Source organism: Collinsella aerofaciens (genome assembly GCF_040910245.1).
GTDB lineage: Bacteria > Actinomycetota > Coriobacteriia > Coriobacteriales > Coriobacteriaceae > Collinsella.
In genome coordinates this window covers 173,717-192,929 of the sequence record NZ_JBDGAY010000001.1, presented here as the reverse complement: position 1 = coordinate 192,929, position 19,213 = coordinate 173,717, and the positions used below count along the sequence as shown (strand labels likewise).

20 protein-coding genes, 1 pseudogene and 1 riboswitch are annotated in these 19,213 nt (G+C 61.2%); of the genes and pseudogenes, 16 read left to right on the top strand and 5 right to left on the bottom strand.

Features of this window, described 5'->3' with window-relative positions:
* Window positions 1-186: 186 nt before the first annotated feature.
* Window positions 187-816: pseudogene (locus AB5Z20_RS00850) on the top strand (DUF4143 domain-containing protein); the annotation flags it as partial.
* A gap of 137 nt (window positions 817-953) precedes the next feature.
* Here the strand turns inward: AB5Z20_RS00850 and AB5Z20_RS00845 are convergent.
* Window positions 954-1,079, bottom strand: a complete 126-nt coding sequence (locus tag AB5Z20_RS00845) for a hypothetical protein (protein WP_255413426.1) — start codon at window positions 1,077-1,079, stop codon at window positions 954-956.
* 266 nt (window positions 1,080-1,345) lie between these two features.
* Between AB5Z20_RS00845 and AB5Z20_RS00840 the strand changes: the two genes are divergently transcribed.
* On the top strand, window positions 1,346-2,080 hold the full coding sequence (locus tag AB5Z20_RS00840; protein ID WP_368155874.1) for an exonuclease domain-containing protein: 735 nt from the start codon (window positions 1,346-1,348) through the stop codon (window positions 2,078-2,080).
* A gap of 110 nt (window positions 2,081-2,190) precedes the next feature.
* Here AB5Z20_RS00840 and AB5Z20_RS00835 read toward each other — a convergent pair whose 3' ends face one another.
* The 3 genes from AB5Z20_RS00835 to AB5Z20_RS00825 form a co-directional block, all read right to left on the bottom strand.
* A complete protein-coding gene (locus AB5Z20_RS00835) occupies window positions 2,191-2,613 on the bottom strand; it encodes a hypothetical protein (RefSeq protein ID WP_368155872.1) in 423 nt (140 codons plus the stop codon).
* A gap of 8 nt (window positions 2,614-2,621) precedes the next feature.
* A riboswitch (SAM riboswitch) is annotated at window positions 2,622-2,712 on the bottom strand.
* Between the two features lie 240 nt (window positions 2,713-2,952).
* On the bottom strand, window positions 2,953-3,945 hold the full coding sequence (locus tag AB5Z20_RS00830; RefSeq protein WP_368155871.1) for a hypothetical protein: 993 nt from the start codon (window positions 3,943-3,945) through the stop codon (window positions 2,953-2,955).
* A 122-nt stretch (window positions 3,946-4,067) separates the two neighbouring features.
* Window positions 4,068-4,721 carry a transcriptional regulator gene (locus tag AB5Z20_RS00825; protein WP_368155869.1) on the bottom strand — a complete coding sequence of 218 codons (654 nt, stop codon included), beginning with the start codon at window positions 4,719-4,721 and terminating at the stop codon, window positions 4,068-4,070.
* 277 nt (window positions 4,722-4,998) lie between these two features.
* Here AB5Z20_RS00825 and dpaL point away from each other — a divergent pair, with 277 nt between their 5' ends.
* From dpaL to hydA, 6 genes are all read left to right on the top strand, one after another.
* Window positions 4,999-6,213 carry a diaminopropionate ammonia-lyase gene (gene dpaL / locus AB5Z20_RS00820; protein WP_368155867.1) on the top strand — a complete coding sequence of 405 codons (1,215 nt, stop codon included), beginning with the start codon at window positions 4,999-5,001 and terminating at the stop codon, window positions 6,211-6,213.
* Between the two features lie 237 nt (window positions 6,214-6,450).
* Entirely contained in the window at window positions 6,451-7,836 is a 1,386-nt protein-coding gene (locus tag AB5Z20_RS00815) for a YgeY family selenium metabolism-linked hydrolase (RefSeq protein ID WP_117746608.1), read from the top strand.
* 201 nt (window positions 7,837-8,037) lie between these two features.
* Window positions 8,038-9,240 carry a knotted carbamoyltransferase YgeW gene (ygeW, locus tag AB5Z20_RS00810; RefSeq protein WP_195544492.1) on the top strand — a complete coding sequence of 401 codons (1,203 nt, stop codon included), beginning with the start codon at window positions 8,038-8,040 and terminating at the stop codon, window positions 9,238-9,240.
* A 14-nt stretch (window positions 9,241-9,254) separates the two neighbouring features.
* The gene (gene arcC / locus AB5Z20_RS00805) at window positions 9,255-10,205 is read left to right on the top strand and encodes a carbamate kinase (protein ID WP_368155866.1); all 951 of its coding nucleotides are present in this window, start codon (window positions 9,255-9,257) and stop codon (window positions 10,203-10,205) included.
* Between the two features lie 178 nt (window positions 10,206-10,383).
* Window positions 10,384-10,998, top strand: a complete 615-nt coding sequence (locus AB5Z20_RS00800; RefSeq protein ID WP_368155864.1) for a nucleotidyltransferase family protein — start codon at window positions 10,384-10,386, stop codon at window positions 10,996-10,998.
* Window positions 10,999-11,007: 9 nt separating this feature from the next.
* On the top strand, window positions 11,008-12,375 hold the full coding sequence (gene hydA, locus AB5Z20_RS00795) for a dihydropyrimidinase (protein ID WP_368155863.1): 1,368 nt from the start codon (window positions 11,008-11,010) through the stop codon (window positions 12,373-12,375).
* A gap of 48 nt (window positions 12,376-12,423) precedes the next feature.
* On the opposite strand, the gene yqeC is transcribed toward hydA, so the two are convergent.
* The gene (gene yqeC / locus AB5Z20_RS00790) at window positions 12,424-13,161 is read right to left on the bottom strand and encodes a selenium cofactor biosynthesis protein YqeC (RefSeq protein WP_368155861.1); all 738 of its coding nucleotides are present in this window, start codon (window positions 13,159-13,161) and stop codon (window positions 12,424-12,426) included.
* Between the two features lie 102 nt (window positions 13,162-13,263).
* On the opposite strand from yqeC, the gene yqeB reads away from it, so the two are divergent.
* The 8 genes from yqeB (at window position 13,264) to rplR (ending at window position 19,213) form a co-directional block, all read left to right on the top strand.
* Window positions 13,264-14,058 carry a selenium-dependent molybdenum cofactor biosynthesis protein YqeB gene (yqeB, locus tag AB5Z20_RS00785; protein WP_368155859.1) on the top strand — a complete coding sequence of 265 codons (795 nt, stop codon included), beginning with the start codon at window positions 13,264-13,266 and terminating at the stop codon, window positions 14,056-14,058.
* Between the two features lie 9 nt (window positions 14,059-14,067).
* A complete protein-coding gene (locus AB5Z20_RS00780) occupies window positions 14,068-15,111 on the top strand; it encodes an XdhC family protein (RefSeq protein WP_368155857.1) in 1,044 nt (347 codons plus the stop codon).
* Window positions 15,112-15,238: 127 nt separating this feature from the next.
* Window positions 15,239-16,552 (top strand): uracil-xanthine permease family protein, encoded by a 1,314-nt coding sequence (locus AB5Z20_RS00775; protein WP_368155856.1) that lies wholly within the window; start codon window positions 15,239-15,241, stop codon window positions 16,550-16,552.
* A 306-nt stretch (window positions 16,553-16,858) separates the two neighbouring features.
* Window positions 16,859-17,416, top strand: a complete 558-nt coding sequence (gene rplE, locus AB5Z20_RS00770; RefSeq protein WP_006235260.1) for a 50S ribosomal protein L5 — start codon at window positions 16,859-16,861, stop codon at window positions 17,414-17,416.
* Window positions 17,417-17,495: 79 nt separating this feature from the next.
* Window positions 17,496-17,681 carry a type Z 30S ribosomal protein S14 gene (locus tag AB5Z20_RS00765; RefSeq protein WP_022094280.1) on the top strand — a complete coding sequence of 62 codons (186 nt, stop codon included), beginning with the start codon at window positions 17,496-17,498 and terminating at the stop codon, window positions 17,679-17,681.
* A 119-nt stretch (window positions 17,682-17,800) separates the two neighbouring features.
* Entirely contained in the window at window positions 17,801-18,199 is a 399-nt protein-coding gene (rpsH, locus tag AB5Z20_RS00760) for a 30S ribosomal protein S8 (RefSeq protein ID WP_006235262.1), read from the top strand.
* 33 nt (window positions 18,200-18,232) lie between these two features.
* The gene (rplF, locus tag AB5Z20_RS00755; RefSeq protein WP_006235263.1) at window positions 18,233-18,769 is read left to right on the top strand and encodes a 50S ribosomal protein L6; all 537 of its coding nucleotides are present in this window, start codon (window positions 18,233-18,235) and stop codon (window positions 18,767-18,769) included.
* 75 nt (window positions 18,770-18,844) lie between these two features.
* Window positions 18,845-19,213 carry a 50S ribosomal protein L18 gene (gene rplR, locus AB5Z20_RS00750; RefSeq protein WP_055252235.1) on the top strand — a complete coding sequence of 123 codons (369 nt, stop codon included), beginning with the start codon at window positions 18,845-18,847 and terminating at the stop codon, window positions 19,211-19,213.

Sequence of the window (19,213 nt, the reverse complement as noted above, 5' to 3'; positions counted from 1 at the left end):
GGGTATCGGGTTCCCACATTCATCCGCACATGTGCGGATGAATGTGGGAGGTGTTCGGTTGAAGTTGATAATCAAGGAAAACCTTCAATGAAAATGGCGTAAAAACTACATTGAAAGTAGCGTAAAATCAGCATTGAGAATGGCGTAATTTCGCATATCGCATGATCGCCCGAGCTTGCACACGGCCTTTTGCGAGCTCTTGCCATGAACGAGAGTCAGGCTGTCACGTACAAGACGCTTATAAAGGACGCCTCGTACGGTGAGGCGGGCCCCGACGAGAGGACCATCGCTGCGCACCTGGATCTCTTCAACAGACTCAAGCTGACCGAGGACCTGTGCGGATGGGAGCCGCCCATGCGCTCGAAGGCCCGCGTTCGCGTGCGCCCCAAGCGCTACTTCTGCGACCCGTCACTTGCGGCGGCGTTGCTGGGGGCTACCCCTGAGCGGCTGCTTGGCGATATGCAAACGTTGGGGATGCTCTTTGAGAACCTCGTTCTGCGCGACGTGCGCGTGTTCCTTTCCACCTACGGCGGTGTCGACAACAGTGTCCATTATTTCCGAGATGAGAAGGCCCTTGAGGTCGATCTGAACGTTGAGCACGACGGGCGCTGGGGAGCCATCGAGGTCAAGCTGAGTGATGCGAAAGCAGACGATGGAGCGAGAAATCTCAGGGCGCCGGAGAGGAAAGTGTTCTCCAATCCTGCCGCCCAGAATGCCGCGCCGGCGTTTTTGGCGGTCGTGGTTGGAAAGGGGAGCATTGCCTACACACGCGACGACGGCGTGGCGGTGATCCCCATGGCGGCACTTGGGGCGTAGTGGTTTTGCGGGCGTGCCGTGCTTCCGTTACCGAAAATCCATTTGGTAAACCTGGCAGCCGTGGGTAGAATAAGGCTGACGGCAGCCCAAGGGTGATAGCTGGGCAGCGCCGTTACTTCGATTAAGGGGTCAATGCCTTAGTGGCGTCGACCCCTCTTTTTCTGCTTCGTACGCTGCTTGAGTGCCTCGGTAAGCCCGATAAGCGCCGTGAGGAGCGAGACCAAAGCGGTCAGGAGCTTCACGAAATCAGTCAGATCGGTCATGGGCATCACCTCCCGTCGCATGGAGGGCGCTGCCCGGCACATGGAGCTGCCGTCAACAATAACCAGTCTATCAAACTGCAGTCATAAATACGAATATATGTTCGCTAATAACAGCGACGTGGCCATCTCAAAGCGCGGCTTTACGCAAGGGTGCCGGGTGGCCGCGCTGGGCGATTTCATGTCCGCGCGGGCGCCTATCCTTACGGCAATATAGCCGCCTATGTAGCTATGTAGCAGGCGGCAGGCGACGGAGAAAGGCCATAACCGTGTCAGCTGAAAAGACGCCGTGTATCTCGGCTATCGATACGACGATCTTTGCGCGCCAGATTGTGCTGGACTTTGAGTTTGCGCCGGTGCCAAAGCAGCGCCAGCGCCGTGGACTGCGCAACGAGATTATCGAGGTCGGCGCCGTCAAGCTCGATTACCACGGCAACGTTATGGGTGAGTTCTCGCAGTTTGTGCAGACGGAATTTACCGAAGGCGTTGCGTTTCCCGTCCGCGAGCTTACGGGGATATCGGCCGTGGACACCGCGATGGCCGATCCGCTCTATGTGGTGATCAAAAGGCTCAGCGATTGGATCGGTCGCTACTCCGCCCAGATAGTTTGCTGGAGCGGGGCGGATCGTCGACAGCTTTTGACCGAGTGCCAGGCAAAACACGTCGACCTTTCCGCATTTCCTACGGACTGGGCCGACCTGCAGGCGTTTTACACCTCGATCATGGACGTTGGCAGCCACGGGCGCGTCTCGTTGGGCGACGCGGCAACGTGGTTTGGCATCGAGTTTGACGAGTCGACGGGGCACGCCCACAGTGCTCTGGCCGATGCGCGCATAACCGCCAAATTGCTCAGGCAGATGATGGACGGGGACTACCACGTGAGCCCGCGCGCCCAGGAAGTCCGCCAGCGGTGGGGGATGGGCGAGCGGGCCCAGACACGCCTTTCCAGCAAGTGCCCCGAGCTGGGCGACCTGCTGCTGAGACTGAAGGCGGAGGGGAGGTAGGCCTTTTGAGAACGCCATTCGGTTTGGCATGGCGGAGCTGTAAGCGCGACTCCGCCATGCTGTTTGAATCGAAACGTCAACCAGTATGACGAGCTGTCTGGTCTGTCTGCCTACACCCCCGCGATCCCGCGCGCGGCACTCAGCAGCTCGTACTCCCTCTGGTTCCACTGGCGCAGTTCGGCAGTCTCGACGGCATCGCGACACAGATCCAGGAACACCTCGGCGCCCTCGCAGTAGCACTCGCGGGCAAAGGCGCCGGATCCGTCCGCAACGCACGCGCCGTCGGCGAAGAGCATCCAGCTGGACGGCTCACGAGAGTCATCTCCGAGCAGCTTGATCTGCAGCACGTGCGGGTTGCCGGCGGTGCAGAGTTCTTCCTCGAGCTTTTGCACGGTAAAGCGCATCTGGTGGGAGAGGCTGCTCTTGACCATGGCCGAGACGTAGCCATTTGGCTTATCCAGAAGATGTATGTGATTCGGTTTGACGATCAGGTTGTGGAAGTTGCGCTCGTTGCGCACGGAGAAATTGTCCATACGGACTCCTTTCATCGATGTTGGCAGGGCCACCGTGCCTCTTGGCCGGTTGGCGTCGGGATCGTGGAGCCAACTCTCTACCCCGACTCTGGATAAAACGCGCCCGCTCCTTGCGGGCACGATGGAGTCTATCAGCACGCGCGGACAGAAATCAAGCGCCGCCTGCGAAATGATGTGCAGACGGCGCTTGATTACGCGGCAATTATTCGGCAAACATCCGGAAAAGTGTCGAAATCAGCCGTATGAAAGTACGGAAAAGTGTTAAATTCGAGCCGCCCAAATTACGGAAAAGTGTAAAACTGCACGTAAACGGGGGTGCGGCATAGCTTATGTTCCAACCTAGCTGTTGGGGTCGCCCTTGAGGGTGTTGATGTCCAGGTACTGGTTGTCGTCCTCTGCTTTCTGCGTTGCCGATTCGGATGCGGTTGGGCCGCGGAATAGCTGGAATCCCTCAAACGCGATCACGCCGAGCAGGGCGATGATGATGGCGATAAAGACAACCTTTGCCGCCTGCGAAAACTCCGAAAAGTGCGGCGGTTTTTCTTCGGTGTGGTAATCGGCAGCGCGCTTATCGTCGGTGCCGTGGGTATACGACGATGCCGAGGCTGCCTTTACGCTCGCTTGGTTGTAATCGGCAGCGGGCGCGGCAGCAAACGGGTCACGAGAATAGCCGCGCGACGCTTGGCCGTAATCCTCGGTTTCGATGCGGCCGGCGCGAGCCTGTTCGCTCGGGCGGTTGGCGTACGCTGCGGTGTTGTCGTATGCGGAGTTGCGTTCCTCGGCAGCCGCAAACAGGGGGTTTACCGGAATGTCGAGTGCCGGCATACCGGCCGAGGTCTCGTCCAGATCTATCGCCGTCCAGGAATCAAAGGCAAACTGGCGGTTGGAAAGATCATCCAGATCCATGACAGGCGGCTCGAGCTCGGGTTCGGGAGCCGTGTATGCCGACTGCTGCGGGGCAGCGTAGCGAATCGTGCTATCTGCCGTGGGGCGCTGTGCCGCTGCAGCAAGAAACGCCGCCGTCTCGGACGGATCGCTAGCAGGACGGGGTGCAGGGGCGGCTTTACGCGTCGTCTGCACGATGGGGCGGGTGGCAAAGTCGTCCGCGGGCACGGATGCCGGCGCGGACGTGGCGGAAGGTGCGGGCTTTGCACTTGTCGGGCGAGCTCCGCCGCCCATGAGTTCCTCGGCGGTCCAGGGGCGGTCGCTCATCACGTCGTCGAGGCTAAGCGCAAAAAGGCCCTCTTCGCCCTCGCCAAACGCGTGTTTCGCATGCCTGGCGCCAGAAACGGTGCCTCCGCGGCCGTTGCGCGATGCGTTGCTCGACCCCATCTTGTTCCATCCTTTCGAAATACTCACATTCATCGATTATATGGAACTTGTCTTGCGGCCGACTCTCGGATTCATGCATTCCAGAACTCGCGCCCAAAAGGGGAGGGGTGCAGGCACGCTGACTATTTGTCGCCGGCGGCAGCCTTTGCCTCGTTGAGGTAGCTATAGAAGCTGTACTTAGAGATGCCAAAGAACTCGCAGGCACGCTCGCTCGACTTGGAAATGAGGAAGGCGCCGCGACGGTCGAGGTAGCCAATGGCGCGGATGCGCTCGTCTTTGGTCATGAGCGCCGCGGGCTTGCCCACAAACTGTTCGCACTCGCGCAGCAGGTCTTCGAGCAGGTCGCCGATGTTTTTGGTAATGGGCTCGGGCTCGGTGTAGCCCGTGCCGCCGGTGCCGGTAAAGGCATCGAGCGAGCGCTCAAAAGCCTTCATAAGTGTAATGTCAAAGTTAATGCCCAAAATGCCGACGGGTTTGCCCTCATCGTTGCGGATAAAGATCGTCGAGGACTTGAGCAGCTTGCCATCGGTGGTTTTGGTGAGGTATGGCTCGCGGTCGTGCACGTCGGTGGTGCCCTCGTGCATGGACTCAAACACAATATGGCTGGGGCCGTCACCCAGCTTGCGCCCGCTGACGTGGCCGTTTTCGATCACTACGATGGAGTGGTCCACGTCCTCGGTCTCCAGGTCGTGGACGACGATTTCGCAGTTGGGGCCAAATTGGAGCGCCAGGCCGTGTGCAAGGCGCTTATAAAACTCAATCTGTGCGGGGGTCATAGGTGCCTTCCTAAAAATTAGTTTGGGCACACTTTGCCATAAACCCCACTTGTTCGCAAATAACGAAAGCGTCGCTGCGTTATGTGACCGTTCGGCGGCGAAAAAGTACCGATTACGGCAACAAACAATTTGTTAGGTATACCAATCAAAAAGTGTGATAGAACAGTGCTAACAAACTTTTTGTTTGGCATCCACATAAAAGTTCAGCCGTGTGAATGGGATCGGGCTGAAACGCGTATGCGGGGGCCGGCAAGAGAGGACTTAAGGAGTTCACCGTATGGCCGATAAGATCCAGTGGGCGGGCAACACGATGCCCAAGAGCGATGACAAGCACTTGGGAATCATGAGCCTCGACCACGTGAAGAAGGCCCGCGCCTTCCACCAGTCGTTCCCTCAATATACCGTCACTCCGCTTGCCCGCCTGGATGGCCAGGCCGCGCGCCTGGGCCTGTCCAACCTGTGCGTTAAGGACGAGAGCTATCGCTTTGGCCTCAACGCCTTTAAGGTTCTGGGCGGTTCGTTTGCCATGGTCAACTACATTGCCGACGAGACTGGCAAGGACGTTGCCGAGTGCACCTTCGATTACCTGACCTCCGATCAGCTTGCCAAGGACTTTGGCCAGGCCACCTTCTTTACCGCCACTGACGGCAACCATGGCCGCGGCGTGGCATGGGCTGCCAACAAGCTGGGCCAGAAGGCTGTCGTGCACATGCCCAAGGGTTCCACCAAGCCCCGCTTCGATAACATCGCTGCCGAGGGCGCCACGGTGACCATCGAAGAGGTCAACTACGACGAGTGCGTGCGCATGGCCGCCGCCGAGGCCGACGCCTGCGAGCGCGGCGTTATCGTTCAGGACACCGCCTGGGAGGGCTACGAGAAGATCCCGTCTTGGATCATGGAGGGCTACGGCACCATGGCTTCCGAGGCTGCCGAGCAGCTGCGCGAGATGGCCATCAACCGCCCGACGCACGTCTTTGTCCAGGCCGGTGTAGGCTCGCTGGCCGGCGCCGTGGTGGGCTACTTCACCAACCTGTATCCCGATAACCCGCCCACCTTTGTCGTGGTCGAGTGCGCTCCGGCCGCCTGCCTGTACAAGGGCGCTGCCGCCGGCGACGGCGACCCGCGCATCGTGGACGGCGACATGCCCTCCATCATGGCCGGCCTGTGCTGCGGCGAGCCCAACATCCTGGGCTGGGATATCCTGCGCAACCACGCTACCGCCTTCGTGTCCTGCCCCGACTGGGTCACCGCTCGCGGCATGCGCACCCTGGGCGCTCCCGAGAAGGGCGACCCGCGCGTCATCTCCGGCGAGTCCGGCGCTGTGACCACCGGCCTGGTCGAGACCCTCATGCTCGATCCCGAGTACGCCGAGCTCAAAGAGCTCATCGGCCTGGACAAGACGAGCTCTGTGCTCTGCTTCTCCACGGAAGGTGACACGGATCCGGATCAGTACCGTCGCATCGTCTGGGAGGGCGAGTATCCGACCTGCTAGCAGACTGACCTGTCCGGAGGCAGCCGGAGGACTTTACTCCCTGCTCGGACAGTCCTGCTCGCACGGAGAGCACATTAAGTGCTCTCCGGCTCGTGCGGAACTCGCGACGGAGCAAAGTCCTCCGTCCGCCTCCTACGTTTACTTGCTTGCCGGGTACTCGACCTCACACTGCTTGGCACAAGTGATCTATCTGAAATATCTACCTGTAGGTAAACCCTTGTAGAAAGGTTGACTGTTATGACTAAGGAACTCGATTTCGAGGCAATTAAAAACGCTGCTGAGTCTCATCGTGCTGATATGACGCGTTTTCTTCGCGCAATGATCTCCCACCCCTCTGAGTCTTGCGAGGAGGGTGAGGTTGTCGCTTGCATCAAGGCCGAGATGGAGAGCCTTGGCTATGACGAGGTCAAAGTCGACGGCCTGGGCAACGTTATGGGCTTTATGGGCGAGGGCGACAAGATTATCGCCATCGACTCTCACATCGACACCGTTGGCATCGGCAACATCGATAACTGGGATGCCGATCCTTATGAGGGCTACGAGACCGACGAGATTATCTATGGCCGCGGCGGCTCCGACCAGGAGGGTGGCATGGCTTCTGCTACCTACGCTGCCAAGATGATGAAGGACATGGGCCTCATCCCCGAGGGCTACAAGATTATGGTCGTCGGCACCGTCCAGGAAGAGGACTGCGACGGCATGTGCTGGCAGTACATCTACAACAAGGACGGCATTAAGCCCGAGTTCGTCATTTCCACCGAGCCCACCGACGGCGGCATCTATCGCGGTCACCGCGGCCGCATGGAGATCCGCGTCGACGTTCACGGCACCTCCTGCCACGGCTCTGCTCCCGACCGCGGCGACAACGCCATCTACAAGATGGCCGACATCATCGCCGACGTCCGCGCCCTCAACAACAACGGCTGCGACGAGTCGACCGACATCAAGGGCCTCGTCAAGATGCTCGACCCCAAGTACAACCCCGAGCACTTCGAGGACGCCCGCTTCCTGGGCCGCGGCACCTGCACCGTCAGCCAGATTTTCTACACCAGCCCCAGCCGTTGCGCCGTCGCTGACTCCTGCGCCATCTCCATCGACCGTCGCATGACCGCTGGTGAGACCTGGGAGTCCTGCCTGGACGAGATCCGTAACCTGCCGGCCGCCAAGAAGTACGGCGACGACGTGAAGGTCTCCATGTACATGTACGACCGTCCGTCCTGGACCGGCGAGGTCTACGAGACCGAGGCTTACTTCCCCACGTGGATCAACAAGGAGACCGCTCCGCACGTCAAGGCCCTCGTCGACGCCCACAAGGCCATGTTCGGTGACGAGCGCATCGGCTGCGAGCCCAGCATGGACAAGCGCACCGGTCGTCCGCTGTGCGACAAGTGGACCTTCTCCACGAACTGCGTTTCCATCCAGGGCCGCTACGGCATCCCCTGCGTCGGCTTTGGCCCGGGTGCCGAGTCTCAGGCTCACGCTCCCAACGAGGTCACCTACAAGGACGACCTGGTCACCGCTGCCGCCATGTATGTGGCTGCCCTGAACCTCTACGATCCGAGCCAGGCCGATGGCGATGCCACCGTGTTCCGCGCCGGTCTGACCAACAACAAGATCGACTAGTCCCATTCCTCGATCTTGTTGAGCCGGGGACAGTTTATGCCCCCGGCACCCCCTGTTGACTTGGGGCCCGCGGTCGTTATCTCCCATGCTTCCTCAACGGTAGCGGGTCCTCGTCATGGTGCTCTGCATGTTCTAGCCACGCGCGCATGCCGGAGCACATCTACTCATTGCGATCGTTTCATCTTTAGAAAGGACATTTCCATGGACGCCAAGTTTACCGAGCTCGTCGAGCAGCTGAACGGCCTCGATTTTAAGGGTATGTACGGCAGCGACTTCCTGCACACCTGGGACAAGACCACCGATGAGCTCAAGGCGCTCTACATCGTCGCCGACGCTCTGCGCGAGCTGCGCGAGAACAACGTTTCGTCCAAGATCTTCGACTCCGGTCTTGCCGTCTCCCTGTTCCGCGACAACTCCACTCGTACGCGCTTCTCCTTCTCTAAGGCCGCCAACCTGCTCGGCCTTGAGCTGCAGGACCTGGACGAGAAGAAGTCCCAGATCGCTCACGGCGAGACCGTCCGCGAGACCGCTACCATGATTTCCTTCATGGCCGACGTCATCGGCATCCGCGACGACATGTACATCGGCAAGGGCGACGCCTACATGGCTGAGGTCTCCGAGTCTGTCCAGCAGGCTTACGAGGATGGCGTTCTGGATCACCGTCCCACGCTCATCTCCCTGCAGTCCGACTCCGATCACCCCACGCAGTCCTCTGCCGACATGCTCTACCTCATCAACGAGTTTGGCGGTCTTGAGAACCTCAAGGGCAAGAAGGTTGCCGTCACCTGGGCCTATTCGCCCTCTTACGGCAAGCCGCTGTCCTGCCCGCAGTCGCTGATCAGCCTGCTGCCCCGCTTTGGCATGGACGTCACCCTGGCTCACCCCGAGGGCTACGACCTCATGCCCGAGGTCGTCGAGCGCGCCAAGACCTATGCCGCCGAGTCCGGCACCACCTTTAAGCAGGTCAACACCATGGCCGAGGCCTTCGAGGGCGCCGACATCGTGATCCCCAAGAGCTGGGCTCCGTTTGCCGCCATGGAGAAGCGCACCAACCTGTACGCCGAGGGCGACGACGCCGGCATCGCAGCGCTCGAGAAGGAGCTGCTCGCCCAGAACGCCACCCATCAGGACTGGTGCTCCACGACCGAGCTCATGGAGAAGACTGCCAACGGCCAGGACACCATCTTTATGCACCCGCTGCCCGCCGACATCTCCGGTGTCTCCTGCGAGCACGGCGAGGTCAACGCCGACGTCTTCGACATGCACCGCGTGGGCATGTACAAGGAGGCCAGCTACAAGCCGTACGCCATCGCTGCCATGATGTTCCTGCAGAAGGTTGCCGATCCCGCCGCTACCCTCAAGGCCCTCGACGAGCGCAACACCGCCCGTTGGTTCCAGGCCTAAAGCTGGGCTGAGAAATGGCTAAGCGTATTGTTGTCGCCTTGGGCGGAAACGCCCTCGGCGCCAACCTTCCCGAGCAGATGGAGGCCGTCAAGACGACTTCCAAGGCCATCGTCGACCTGATCGAGGAGGGCAACGAGGTCGTCGTCGTGCACGGCAACGGTCCCCAGGTGGGCATGATCGCCAACGCGATGGCTGAGCTCACGCGCTCTAATCCTCAGAAGTACGTTCCCTGCCCCTTGTCCGTTTGCGGCGCCATGAGCCAGGGCTACATTGGCTATGACCTGCAAAATGCGCTGCGCGAGGAAATGCTCGACCGCAATATCGACAAGGGTGTCGCGACCGTGCTCACCCAGGTCGAGGTTGCGGCGGACGACCCGGCCTTTGCCGACCCGGTCAAGCCGATCGGTCCGTGGATGAGCGAGGCCGAGGCCAAGGAGCTGGAGGCCGATCGCGGCTATCAGTTCATCCACGACGAGAAGCAGGGCTTCCGTCGCGTGGTTGCCTCGCCCAAGCCCGTGAACATCGTCGAGCTCGACACCATTAAGTCGCTCGTCGAGTTCAACCATGTGGTGATCTCCTGCGGCGGCGGTGGCATTCCCGTCACCAAGGCCCAGGGCAACCACCTTAAGGGCGCTGCCGCCGTCATCGATAAGGACTTTGCGGCCGAGAAGCTTGCCGAGCAGCTCGACGCCGATGCCCTGGTTATCCTGACGGCTGTGGAGAAGGTTGCCATTGGCTTTGGCACCGACCACGAGCAGTGGCTCGACACGCTGACCGCGGCTGACGTAAAGCGTCTGTCCGAGGCCAACGAGTTCGGTCGCGGCTCCATGCTGCCCAAGGTCCAGGCGGCCTCGACATTTGCCGAGAGCAAGCCGGGCCGCACGGCGCTCATCACGCTGCTCGAGAAGGCGCGCGATGGCCTTGCCGGCAAGACCGGTACCACGTTTACCGGCGACGCTGAGTAGGCATATCTGCACCATTGAGGAGGGTGCCCTGCGTCGCGGGGTGCCCTCCTTTGTGCTATGGAGAGCCAAGGGGCGTTCGCTGGAAAAACGAGTGCGTGCCTGTTCCGACGGAGTGTGAGCTTGGTATGGTGGGTATAGCAACTATGGTGTCCAAGGTGGCCAGGGGAGGTTTGCTGAGATGAAACTCGGTTGCGTGATTATGGCTTCGGGCGAAGGCAAGCGGTTTGGCTCTAACAAGATGCTCGCCGATATCTATGGCGAGCCGCTGATTGCCCGGACCATCGATTCGGTTCCCCGGGGCTTTGACGTCGTGGTTTCGACGCGTTGGCCCGAGGTCGCCCAGATTTGCGAGGACAAGCATTGTTCGTGCGTGCTGCACGATGGCGAGCTGCGCAGCGAAAGCGTCCGTGCGGGCCTTTCGTGGGGAGTCGAACGCAACTGGAAAGGCTGCCTCTTTTTGCCGGGCGACCAGCCGCTCGTGAGTTCGGATTCTTTTGATGCCATGGTTCGTGCATTTGACGAGCGTGGCCGCAAGCATCCGGTGCGTCTTGCGTGCAACGGTGAGCCTTCGAGCCCGGTGCTCTTTCCGGCGGAACTGTTCGATGCGCTTATGTGTCTTGAGGGCAAGGACGGCGGCGGTTCGATCCTCAAGGACCGTACCGACGTGGTGTTGGTCGATGCGCGTGCTTACGAGCTGTGGGACGTCGATACCGCCAAGGGACAGCGACGCATAACGGAGCATATCGCCGCCTGCTCGTATTTTGATCGCGTGGCCAACAGCATCAATCAATAAGGAGCAATTATGATCATCATCAAAAACGGCGCGCTCGTGACGCCACAGGGACTTCGCCGCGCCGATCTTGCCATGGAGGGCGATAAGATCGTGCGGATCGCCGCGGCGATTGAGCCTGCCGAGGGCGATACCGTCGAGGATGCCGCGGGCTGCTGGGTGTTTCCCGGCTTTATCGACGGCCACACGCACATGCAGTGCTGGACTGGCATGGATTGGACAGCCGATAGCTTTGAGACCGGCACGCGTGCGGCTGCCTGCGGCGGCACGACGACCATCGTGGACTACGCGACGGCCGATCGCGGCGTGACTATGCCCGATGCCTTGGCCGAGTGGCATCGCCGCGCCGACGGAACCTGCACGGCAAACTACGCCTTTCATATGGCACTCGCCGAGTGGAACGAGCGCAACCGCGCCGACCTTTCGGCCATGCGCGAGGCGGGCGTATCGTCGTTCAAGACTTACTTTGCCTATGACCACCTGCGCTTGGACGATGCCGAGACGCTCGAGGTGCTCGAGGAGCTCAAGCGCCTGGGCGGTATCCTGTGCGTGCATTGCGAGAACGGTACGCTGGTGAATGAGCTGCAGAAGCGCGTGTACGAGCAGGGTATACACGGGCCCGAGGGCCATGCGCTCAGCCGTCCGGATGTGTGCGAGGCCGAGGCGGTGAGCCGTCTGCTATATCTGGCGCACCTGGCCGGCGACGCACCGGTCAACGTGGTGCACCTTTCGACCAAGCTGGGGCTCGAGACCATTCGTGCCGCCAAGGCGCGCGGGCAGAAGAATATCTATGTCGAGACCTGCCCTCAGTATCTGATGCTCGACGATACGTGCTACTTGGAGCAGGGAGAGGACGGCTTTGCGGGTGCCAAGTATGTGATGAGCCCGCCGCTGCGCCATGCGGGCGACCGTGCGGCACTGCGCGAGGCGCTTGTGGCCGGCGAGATCGATACGATCGCGACCGACCACTGCAGCTTTAACCTGCACGGGCAAAAGGACCGCGGGCGCGACGACTTCCGCGCGATTCCCAACGGCGGACCCGGTGTGGAGCATCGCCCCGTCGCGATTGCTACGAGCTTTGAGGGGCAGCTGGGCCCCGAGGATCTGTGCCGCTTGATGAGCGAGAACCCGGCGCGCGTCTTTGGCATGTATCCGCGCAAGGGCTGTCTTGCCGAGGGCTCCGATGCCGACGTGTGCGTGTGGGATCCCAAGGCGCGCTGGACGATCAGTGCCGCGACGCAGCACCAGGCTGTGGACTACACGCCGCTCGAGGGCTTTGAGGCGCATGGTCGCGCCAAAGCCGTGTTTGTGAACGGCGTGCTGGCTGCGCGCGACGGCGAGCCCACCGGAGCCCAGCCCGGTCGCTACGTCCCCCGCTAGCAGCAAGGATGCCGTCAGGGTAGCTAATTTGGGACGGGGCTCTTTTAGCTACCCCTGGAGGCTGGTGGCGACGATGGGGCTGCCGAGGGCTGCCTCGAAGCAATCTGCCATCGTTGGGTCGGCAAGCGTGTCGACTTGGTTGAGCATGATGCGGGCATTGTTGAGGTTCAGCATTCGCAGCTCGGCATTGAGCACCATGGCGACGCGCTCTGGGGTGGCAGCGTCGGTGGGCTCGCAGCCGCAGCGCTCGCAGAAGAGCTCGGGGCGGTGGGCAACCTCGGCGACGGGCTTGCCCAGCCCCGAAGCGCCGACGACCCAGACAACGTTTGCCGTGGCGTCGGGAATTACCGGCTCCCAGGCGGCATGCGCCTTGAGCGGGAGTCGCTTGCTGCCATCTGCCTCGGCCAACACATAGTCAAAGCGCTGCGCCAGTTTGCTGAGCGGCTCGGCGGGGGCGGAGAGCTTGCCTGTCTCCGGGTCCAAGACGCCTGCCTGGCAGATGCTTCCGCGGGCAAGTCCCGTGCATGCCTCGCAGGTGCAGCCGGGAACATGCAGGGTCCCCGGCTTCCAAGGCGCGGCGTCCAGGCGACGGTTCGACCCGTCCCATGGCACACCGGCGACGGGAAACATGTGCGTGGTGGTACAGAGAAGTACCCTGCCGCCGGCGCGCATGAGCTCGAGACCCAGCGTTTTCAGCAATGTCGACTTGCCGCCACTGCCGATAATTGCGGTAATGCCCGGCTCGATCTTGAGCGCGGAGGCAAGGTTTCCGCTCGTCGTTTCCATCTGTTCACCGCCGTATAATACTGTGATAATAAATAATCATCAGAGTAGCGGTCGAACCGCTTTTGCTCTGCTCAAACCGTAGCACAGGGAGGTGCCCCGGGAATGCTCGTTTATGTTCGCGGTGCCGGCGATATCGCCACGGGCGTCGCCGCTCGCTTGGTGCGCGCCGGCGTGTCGGTCGTTATGGCCGATATTGCGGTTCCCACGTGCATCCGCCGCACAATCAGTTTTTGCGAGGCCATTCGCCTGGGCGAGGTCGAGGTCGAAGGCATTCGCGCTCGCTTGGCACAGACGCCGGCTGAGGCGCTTGCGATTAACGAGGCCGGAGACGTCGCCGTTGTGGTGGACCCCCAGGCCAAGATGCTCGGTGAGTTGAAACCCGCGGCTGTGGTCGACGCGATTTTGGCTAAGCGCAACTTGGGTACCACGCGCGACATGGCGCCTGCCGTCATCGCCGTGGGGCCGGGCTTTACCGCGCCGGTTGACTGCGATGCCGTGGTCGAGACCATGCGCGGGCATTTTCTCGGCCGTGTCATTACCCAAGGTTCGCCCCAGCCCAACACGGGCGTGCCAGGCATTATCGCCGGCTATGGTAAAGAGCGCGTTATCCACAGCCCCGCCGCCGGCGTGTTTCGGTCCGACCACGCAATCGGCGACATCGTGAGCGCCGGCGATGTGATCGGGTATGCGGGTGATACTCCCATGGTCACGCAGATTGACGGCTGCTTGCGCGGCCTTTTGGCCGATGGCGTGCAGGTGACTGAGGGCTTTAAATGCGCCGATGTCGATCCGCGCGGCGATGCCAGCTATATCAACTACATTTCGGACAAGGCGACGTCGGTCGGCGGCGGCGTGCTCGAGGCACTCGCTATGCTCACCGGTGTATTCCAGGGATAGGAAATTGCAATGGAAAAGCTCGATGTGGTGAATGCTGCGCTTGGCGCTCTGAAGGCCGGTAAGACGTGCGAGTTGGTGGTAGTTGCCGGCACGGCAGGGTCGTCACCGCGCGGTGTGGGCGCATGGATGGCCGTCTTTGCCGATGGCAGCCAGGCGGGCACCATCGGCGGCGGCAAGATTGAGCTCTTTGCGCTGGACGAGGCGCGCGAGCTCCTGAGCGCGGGTCAGTCGCGTCTGGTCCGCTACACCATGGGCGGCGAGAACTCCGATACCGGCATGATCTGCGGCGGAGCCATCTGCCTGTGCTACCTGCATCTGGATGCGACCCAGGCACCGTTGTTCCAGGAAATTGCCGACGTCTTGGCCTTTCGGCGCATCGGCGACTTCGTCATCGACTTTGAGCCGTTTATCGCGAGCGCGCTCGAGGGCGATGTGGCCGAGTACCATGGCGAGGAATCGCGCCGCACCATTGCGGGCTGCCCCGGGCTTTCGCTGGTGGAGGAGGGGAGTAAGGTCACCTACACCAACGCCGCCTCCGAGATTCCCCCGGCGCACATCGAGACGCTCTGCCCCGAGGGCCTGACCTACATCTTTGGCTGCGGACACGTGGGCGCCGCGACGGCGCGGGTGCTCACGGCGGCGGGCTTTGCCGTCGTGGCTTGCGACGACCGCCCCGGCACGTTGACCCCCGAATGGGTGCCCGGTGTCTACGATCGTCGCCTGGTCGATTACAAGAACCTGAGCAAGCAGTGCCCCATCGGCCCGCGCGACCTGGTGGTCGTCGCCACGGCGGGTCACAAGTCCGATATAGACGTGGTGATTCAGGCCATGCGCGCCAAGCCTGCCTACCTGGGTTGCCTGGGATCGCGCCGCAAGACGGCCTTTGTGCGCGCCCGCCTGGAGCAGGAGGGCTTTACGCAGGAGCAGATCGACGAGCTGCACCTGCCGATCGGTGTCGCCATCGAGGCCGAGGACCCCGAGGAGATCGCTATCTCCATCGCCGCCGAGATGATCCACCTGCGCCGCACCAAACTCGTCCCCCGCAAACGCTAGTCGCATCCCAAATGAGCTGCCCCGGCCCTCTGCCGCATGCGGGTCAAAATGCTACCTGTGCCATATGCCCTATAATGTCCGCCCGTTGGGCGGCATAGGGCCGCTGCCTAGAGTATGGGAGGCGCAAATGGCAGAGTCGGCAGCAGGGGACGCCCTGTTCGAGCGTACGGGAAAAGTATCGTTTGTGCAGGTATTGCCCCATGCGTTGCAACATGTGCTGGCGGCGTTCGCGGGCATCGTCACGCCCGCCATCATCATTGCGTCGGTCTGCGGCTTTACCCCTCAAGAGGAAGCCGCCGTCATTCAGGCATCGCTGGTTCTCTCGGCGCTCGACATTTTCCTTCAACAGTTCCCCATAAAAGGTGTCGTCGGTTCGGGCCTGCCCATCGTGATGGGCGCGAGCTTTACTTTCGTGCCGGCGCTCAAGGCGGTCGGTCTCGAGCTTGGCTTTGAGGCCGTGCTGGGCGCCCAAGTAATCGGCGGCGCGCTCGTCGTGCTTTTCGGCTTGCTGTTTAGGCGCGTGAGTTTTCTGTTCCCGGCCCCGGTGCTCGGCACCGTCATCTTTGTCATTGGCCTGTCGCTGTGCCCGGTGGCAGTTGCCTCCATGGCGGGCGGGGAGGGCGCTGCCGATTTTGGCAGCGTCACCAACTGGGCCGTCGCGCTCGTGACGTTTGTCGTCACCTTTATGGCGGGCAACTATGGCAAGGGCGCCCTTAGGCTGGGCAGCATCCTGGCCGGTATCTGCGCGGGCTTTGTTTTGGCTGCGGTACTGGGCATGGTCGATTTCTCGGCCATCGCGACCGCCAGCTGGTTCGCCCCGCCGGCCCTAGGCGCCCATCGCCTGGTGTTCGATCCGGCCGCGTGCGCCGTCGTGGGCGTTGTCGCCATTGTTAACGCCGTGCAGGTCATGGGCGAGTTTGCCGCCGTGTCTTCCGCTGCGCTCGATACCCCTGCGACCGATAGCCAGATCTCGGGTGGCCTGATCGCCAACGGCCTGGTCGGTATGCTGTCGGGCTTCTTGGGCGGCGTCCCCACGGCAACCTTTGGCCAGAATGTGGGCATTATCGCCGAGAACAAGGTCGTCAACCGCATGGTCTTTACGCTTGCCGCCGCCATCTTGCTCATCGCGGGCCTGCTGCCCAAGTGCGCGGCAGTGCTCACATCCATTCCGCAGCCAGTAATCGGCGGCGCCACGATCGGAGTGTTCGCGACCATCGGCATGAACGGCGTGGTCATGTTTGCCCGCCACGGCCTGTCTCAGCGCGATACCACGCTCATGGGCCTCTCTATCGCCTTTGGCACGGGCATCGAGCGCACGGCCGGCGCGCTTGCCGGCGCTGGATTTCCCGCATGGGTCGGCACCGTCTTTGGCGGATCCTCCATTGCCGTCGCCGCACTTGTCGCCGTCGTCCTCAACCTGGTCCTGCCTCGCCAAAAATAACGCCCATATATAAGTTGCGGTGAAATAGGGACTGTTTAAGCCTGTTAAGCCATCAAACAGTCCCTATTTCACCGCAACTGCTTTTTGGGACCCATTTGTGCGGGGGAGTTGTGGAGTTGTGCAGGCAGACGAGGTTTTTCTGGAAATACACACCCAATGCGCGTATAGTACCGATTGTTTTGTCGGCTCCTGCTGCGTCGAGTCCAAACCGCGAAATGCCATGAGCGGCGCGGATGCAGCCAGGAGGCACGAGGACAACCCACCGTGGCCACGCCCCGTGCTTAAAACCCCAAGAAGGAGTGAACAATGGCAGAAGAGAAGTATGTGCCGCGTCTGAAGACCAAGTACAACAACGAGGTCAAGCAGCAGCTTCAGGACAAGTTCCAGTACGAGAACGTCATGATGATCCCCAAGTTTGAGAAGATCGTCGTGAACATGGGTGTCGGCGAGGCCGCTACCGATTCCAAGGCCATCGACGGTGCCGTGCGCGACCTGCGCGCCATCACCGGCCAGCAGCCGATGATCACCCGTGCCCGCAAGTCCATCGCTACCTTCCGCCTGCGCGCTGGTATGCCGATCGGCTGCAAGGTTACCCTGCGTGGCGACCGTATGTGGGAGTTCTTCGATCGTCTGACCTCCGTCGCGATCCCCCGTATCCGCGACTTCCGCGGCATCTCCGCCAAGAGCTTCGACGGCCGTGGTAACTTCTCCATGGGCGTCACCGAGCAGCTCATCTTCCCCGAGATCGACTTCGATTCCGTCGATCACCAGCGTGGTATGGACATCACTTTCGTGACCACCGCCAACACCGATGAGGAGGCCAAGGCCCTTCTGGACGCCTTCGGTTTCCCGTTCAAGAAATAGGTTCACCTGCCCTATAAGCGCCGTTCCCACAAAGGGGCGGCGTTTGGGGCGAACAATACTCTATGTGAGGAGGATATAAGTGGCTAAGACATCGATGATCGTCAAGTGCAATCGCAAGCAGAAGTTCTCTACTCGTGAGTACACGCGCTGCCAGCGCTGCGGCCGTCCGCACTCTGTGTACCGCAAGTTCGGCCTGTGCCGTGTCTGCTTCCGTGAGCTTGCACTCAAGGGCGAGCTTCCCGGCGTTAAGAAGGCCAGCTGGTAAGTCACTACCAGCGTTTCAAGCATCCGTTTGGAACAGGGAAAACGCGCTAGTTAGGCTTTGCCGTTAAGGGCGGCGAAGAACCAAGAGCACGTGTTCATCAAGAACGAAGGAGAATCTGTATGAACCTTACAGACCCGATCGCAGATATGCTTACGCGCATCCGTAACGCTAACTCTGTGAACAAGGCCACGGTCTCCATGCCGAGCAGCAAGAAGCTCGTCGAGATCGCTCGTGTTCTGCACGAGGAGGGCTACATCGAGGGCTACGATGTCGAGGACACCGTTCCCCAGAAGACTCTGCACATCACGCTTAAGTATGGTCCCAAGAAGGCTAAGGTCATCAACGGCATCCGCCGCATTTCCAAGCCGGGCCTGCGTAAGTACACCGGCGTTGCCGACATGCCCCGCGTCCGCGGTGGCCTTGGTACCGCTATTATTTCCACCAGCCATGGCGTCATGACCGACCGCGATGCTCGCAAGCACAACGTCGGCGGCGAGATCATCGCTTACGTCTGGTAATTCGCTCGGTAGGTAGAAGGAAAGGAGATCACCGTGTCTCGTATCGGTAATAAGCCTGTCCAGATTCCCGCCGGAGTCGAAGTGGCAGTCAACGGCAACAACGTTGTCGTCAAGGGCCCCAAGGGCCAGCTCGAGCTCGATGTCTTTGAGAAGCTCGCTATCAACGTCGAGGACAACGTCCTCACCGTTTCCCGTCCCGACGACGAGCGTGAGACCCGTGCCCGCCACGGCCTCACCCGCGCCCTCATCCACAACATGGTTGTTGGCGTTTCCGAGGGCTTCGAGAAGAAGCTCGAGCTCGCCGGCGTCGGTTACCGCGTGCAGCAGAAGGGCAAGAACCTCGAGTTCTCCCTGGGCTTCTCGCACCCCGTGATCGTCGAGGCTCCCGAGGGCATCACCTTCGAGGTTCCCGACAACACCCACGTGAACGTCAAGGGTATCAACAAGCAGCAGGTCGGTCAGATCGCCGCTGAGATCCGCGGTCATCGTCCTCCCGAGCCTTACAAGGGCAAGGGTATCCACTATGTTGGCGAGCACATCCGCCGCAAGCTGGGTAAGGCCGCCAAGTAGTCGTAACCGACTCACTCGCATAAGACCAGCACCCCGTCAGGTGCTGGCAAGATCAACCTTTTTAGGAGTTTACGTATGAACAAGCATAAGGCGAAGCTGGAAGGCCTCAAGCGTCGTCAGCGTCGTGTTCGCGGCAAGGTCTCGGGTACCGCCGAGCGTCCGCGTCTTCGCGTGACCCGTACTAACGCCAACATCTATGCCCAGATCATCGACGACAGCAAGGGCTCCAGCCTGACGCTCGTCTCTGCCTCGACCCTCGAGGCCGAGTTCAAGGGCACCCACACCTCGAACAAGGAGGCTGCGGAGAAGGTCGGTCAGCTCGTTGGCAAGCGCGCCATCGAGGCCGGCATCACCAAGGTCGCCTTCGATCGCGGTGGCCGTATCTACCATGGCCGCGTCAAGGCCCTCGCCGACGGTGCTCGTGCCGCCGGTCTCGAGTTCTAG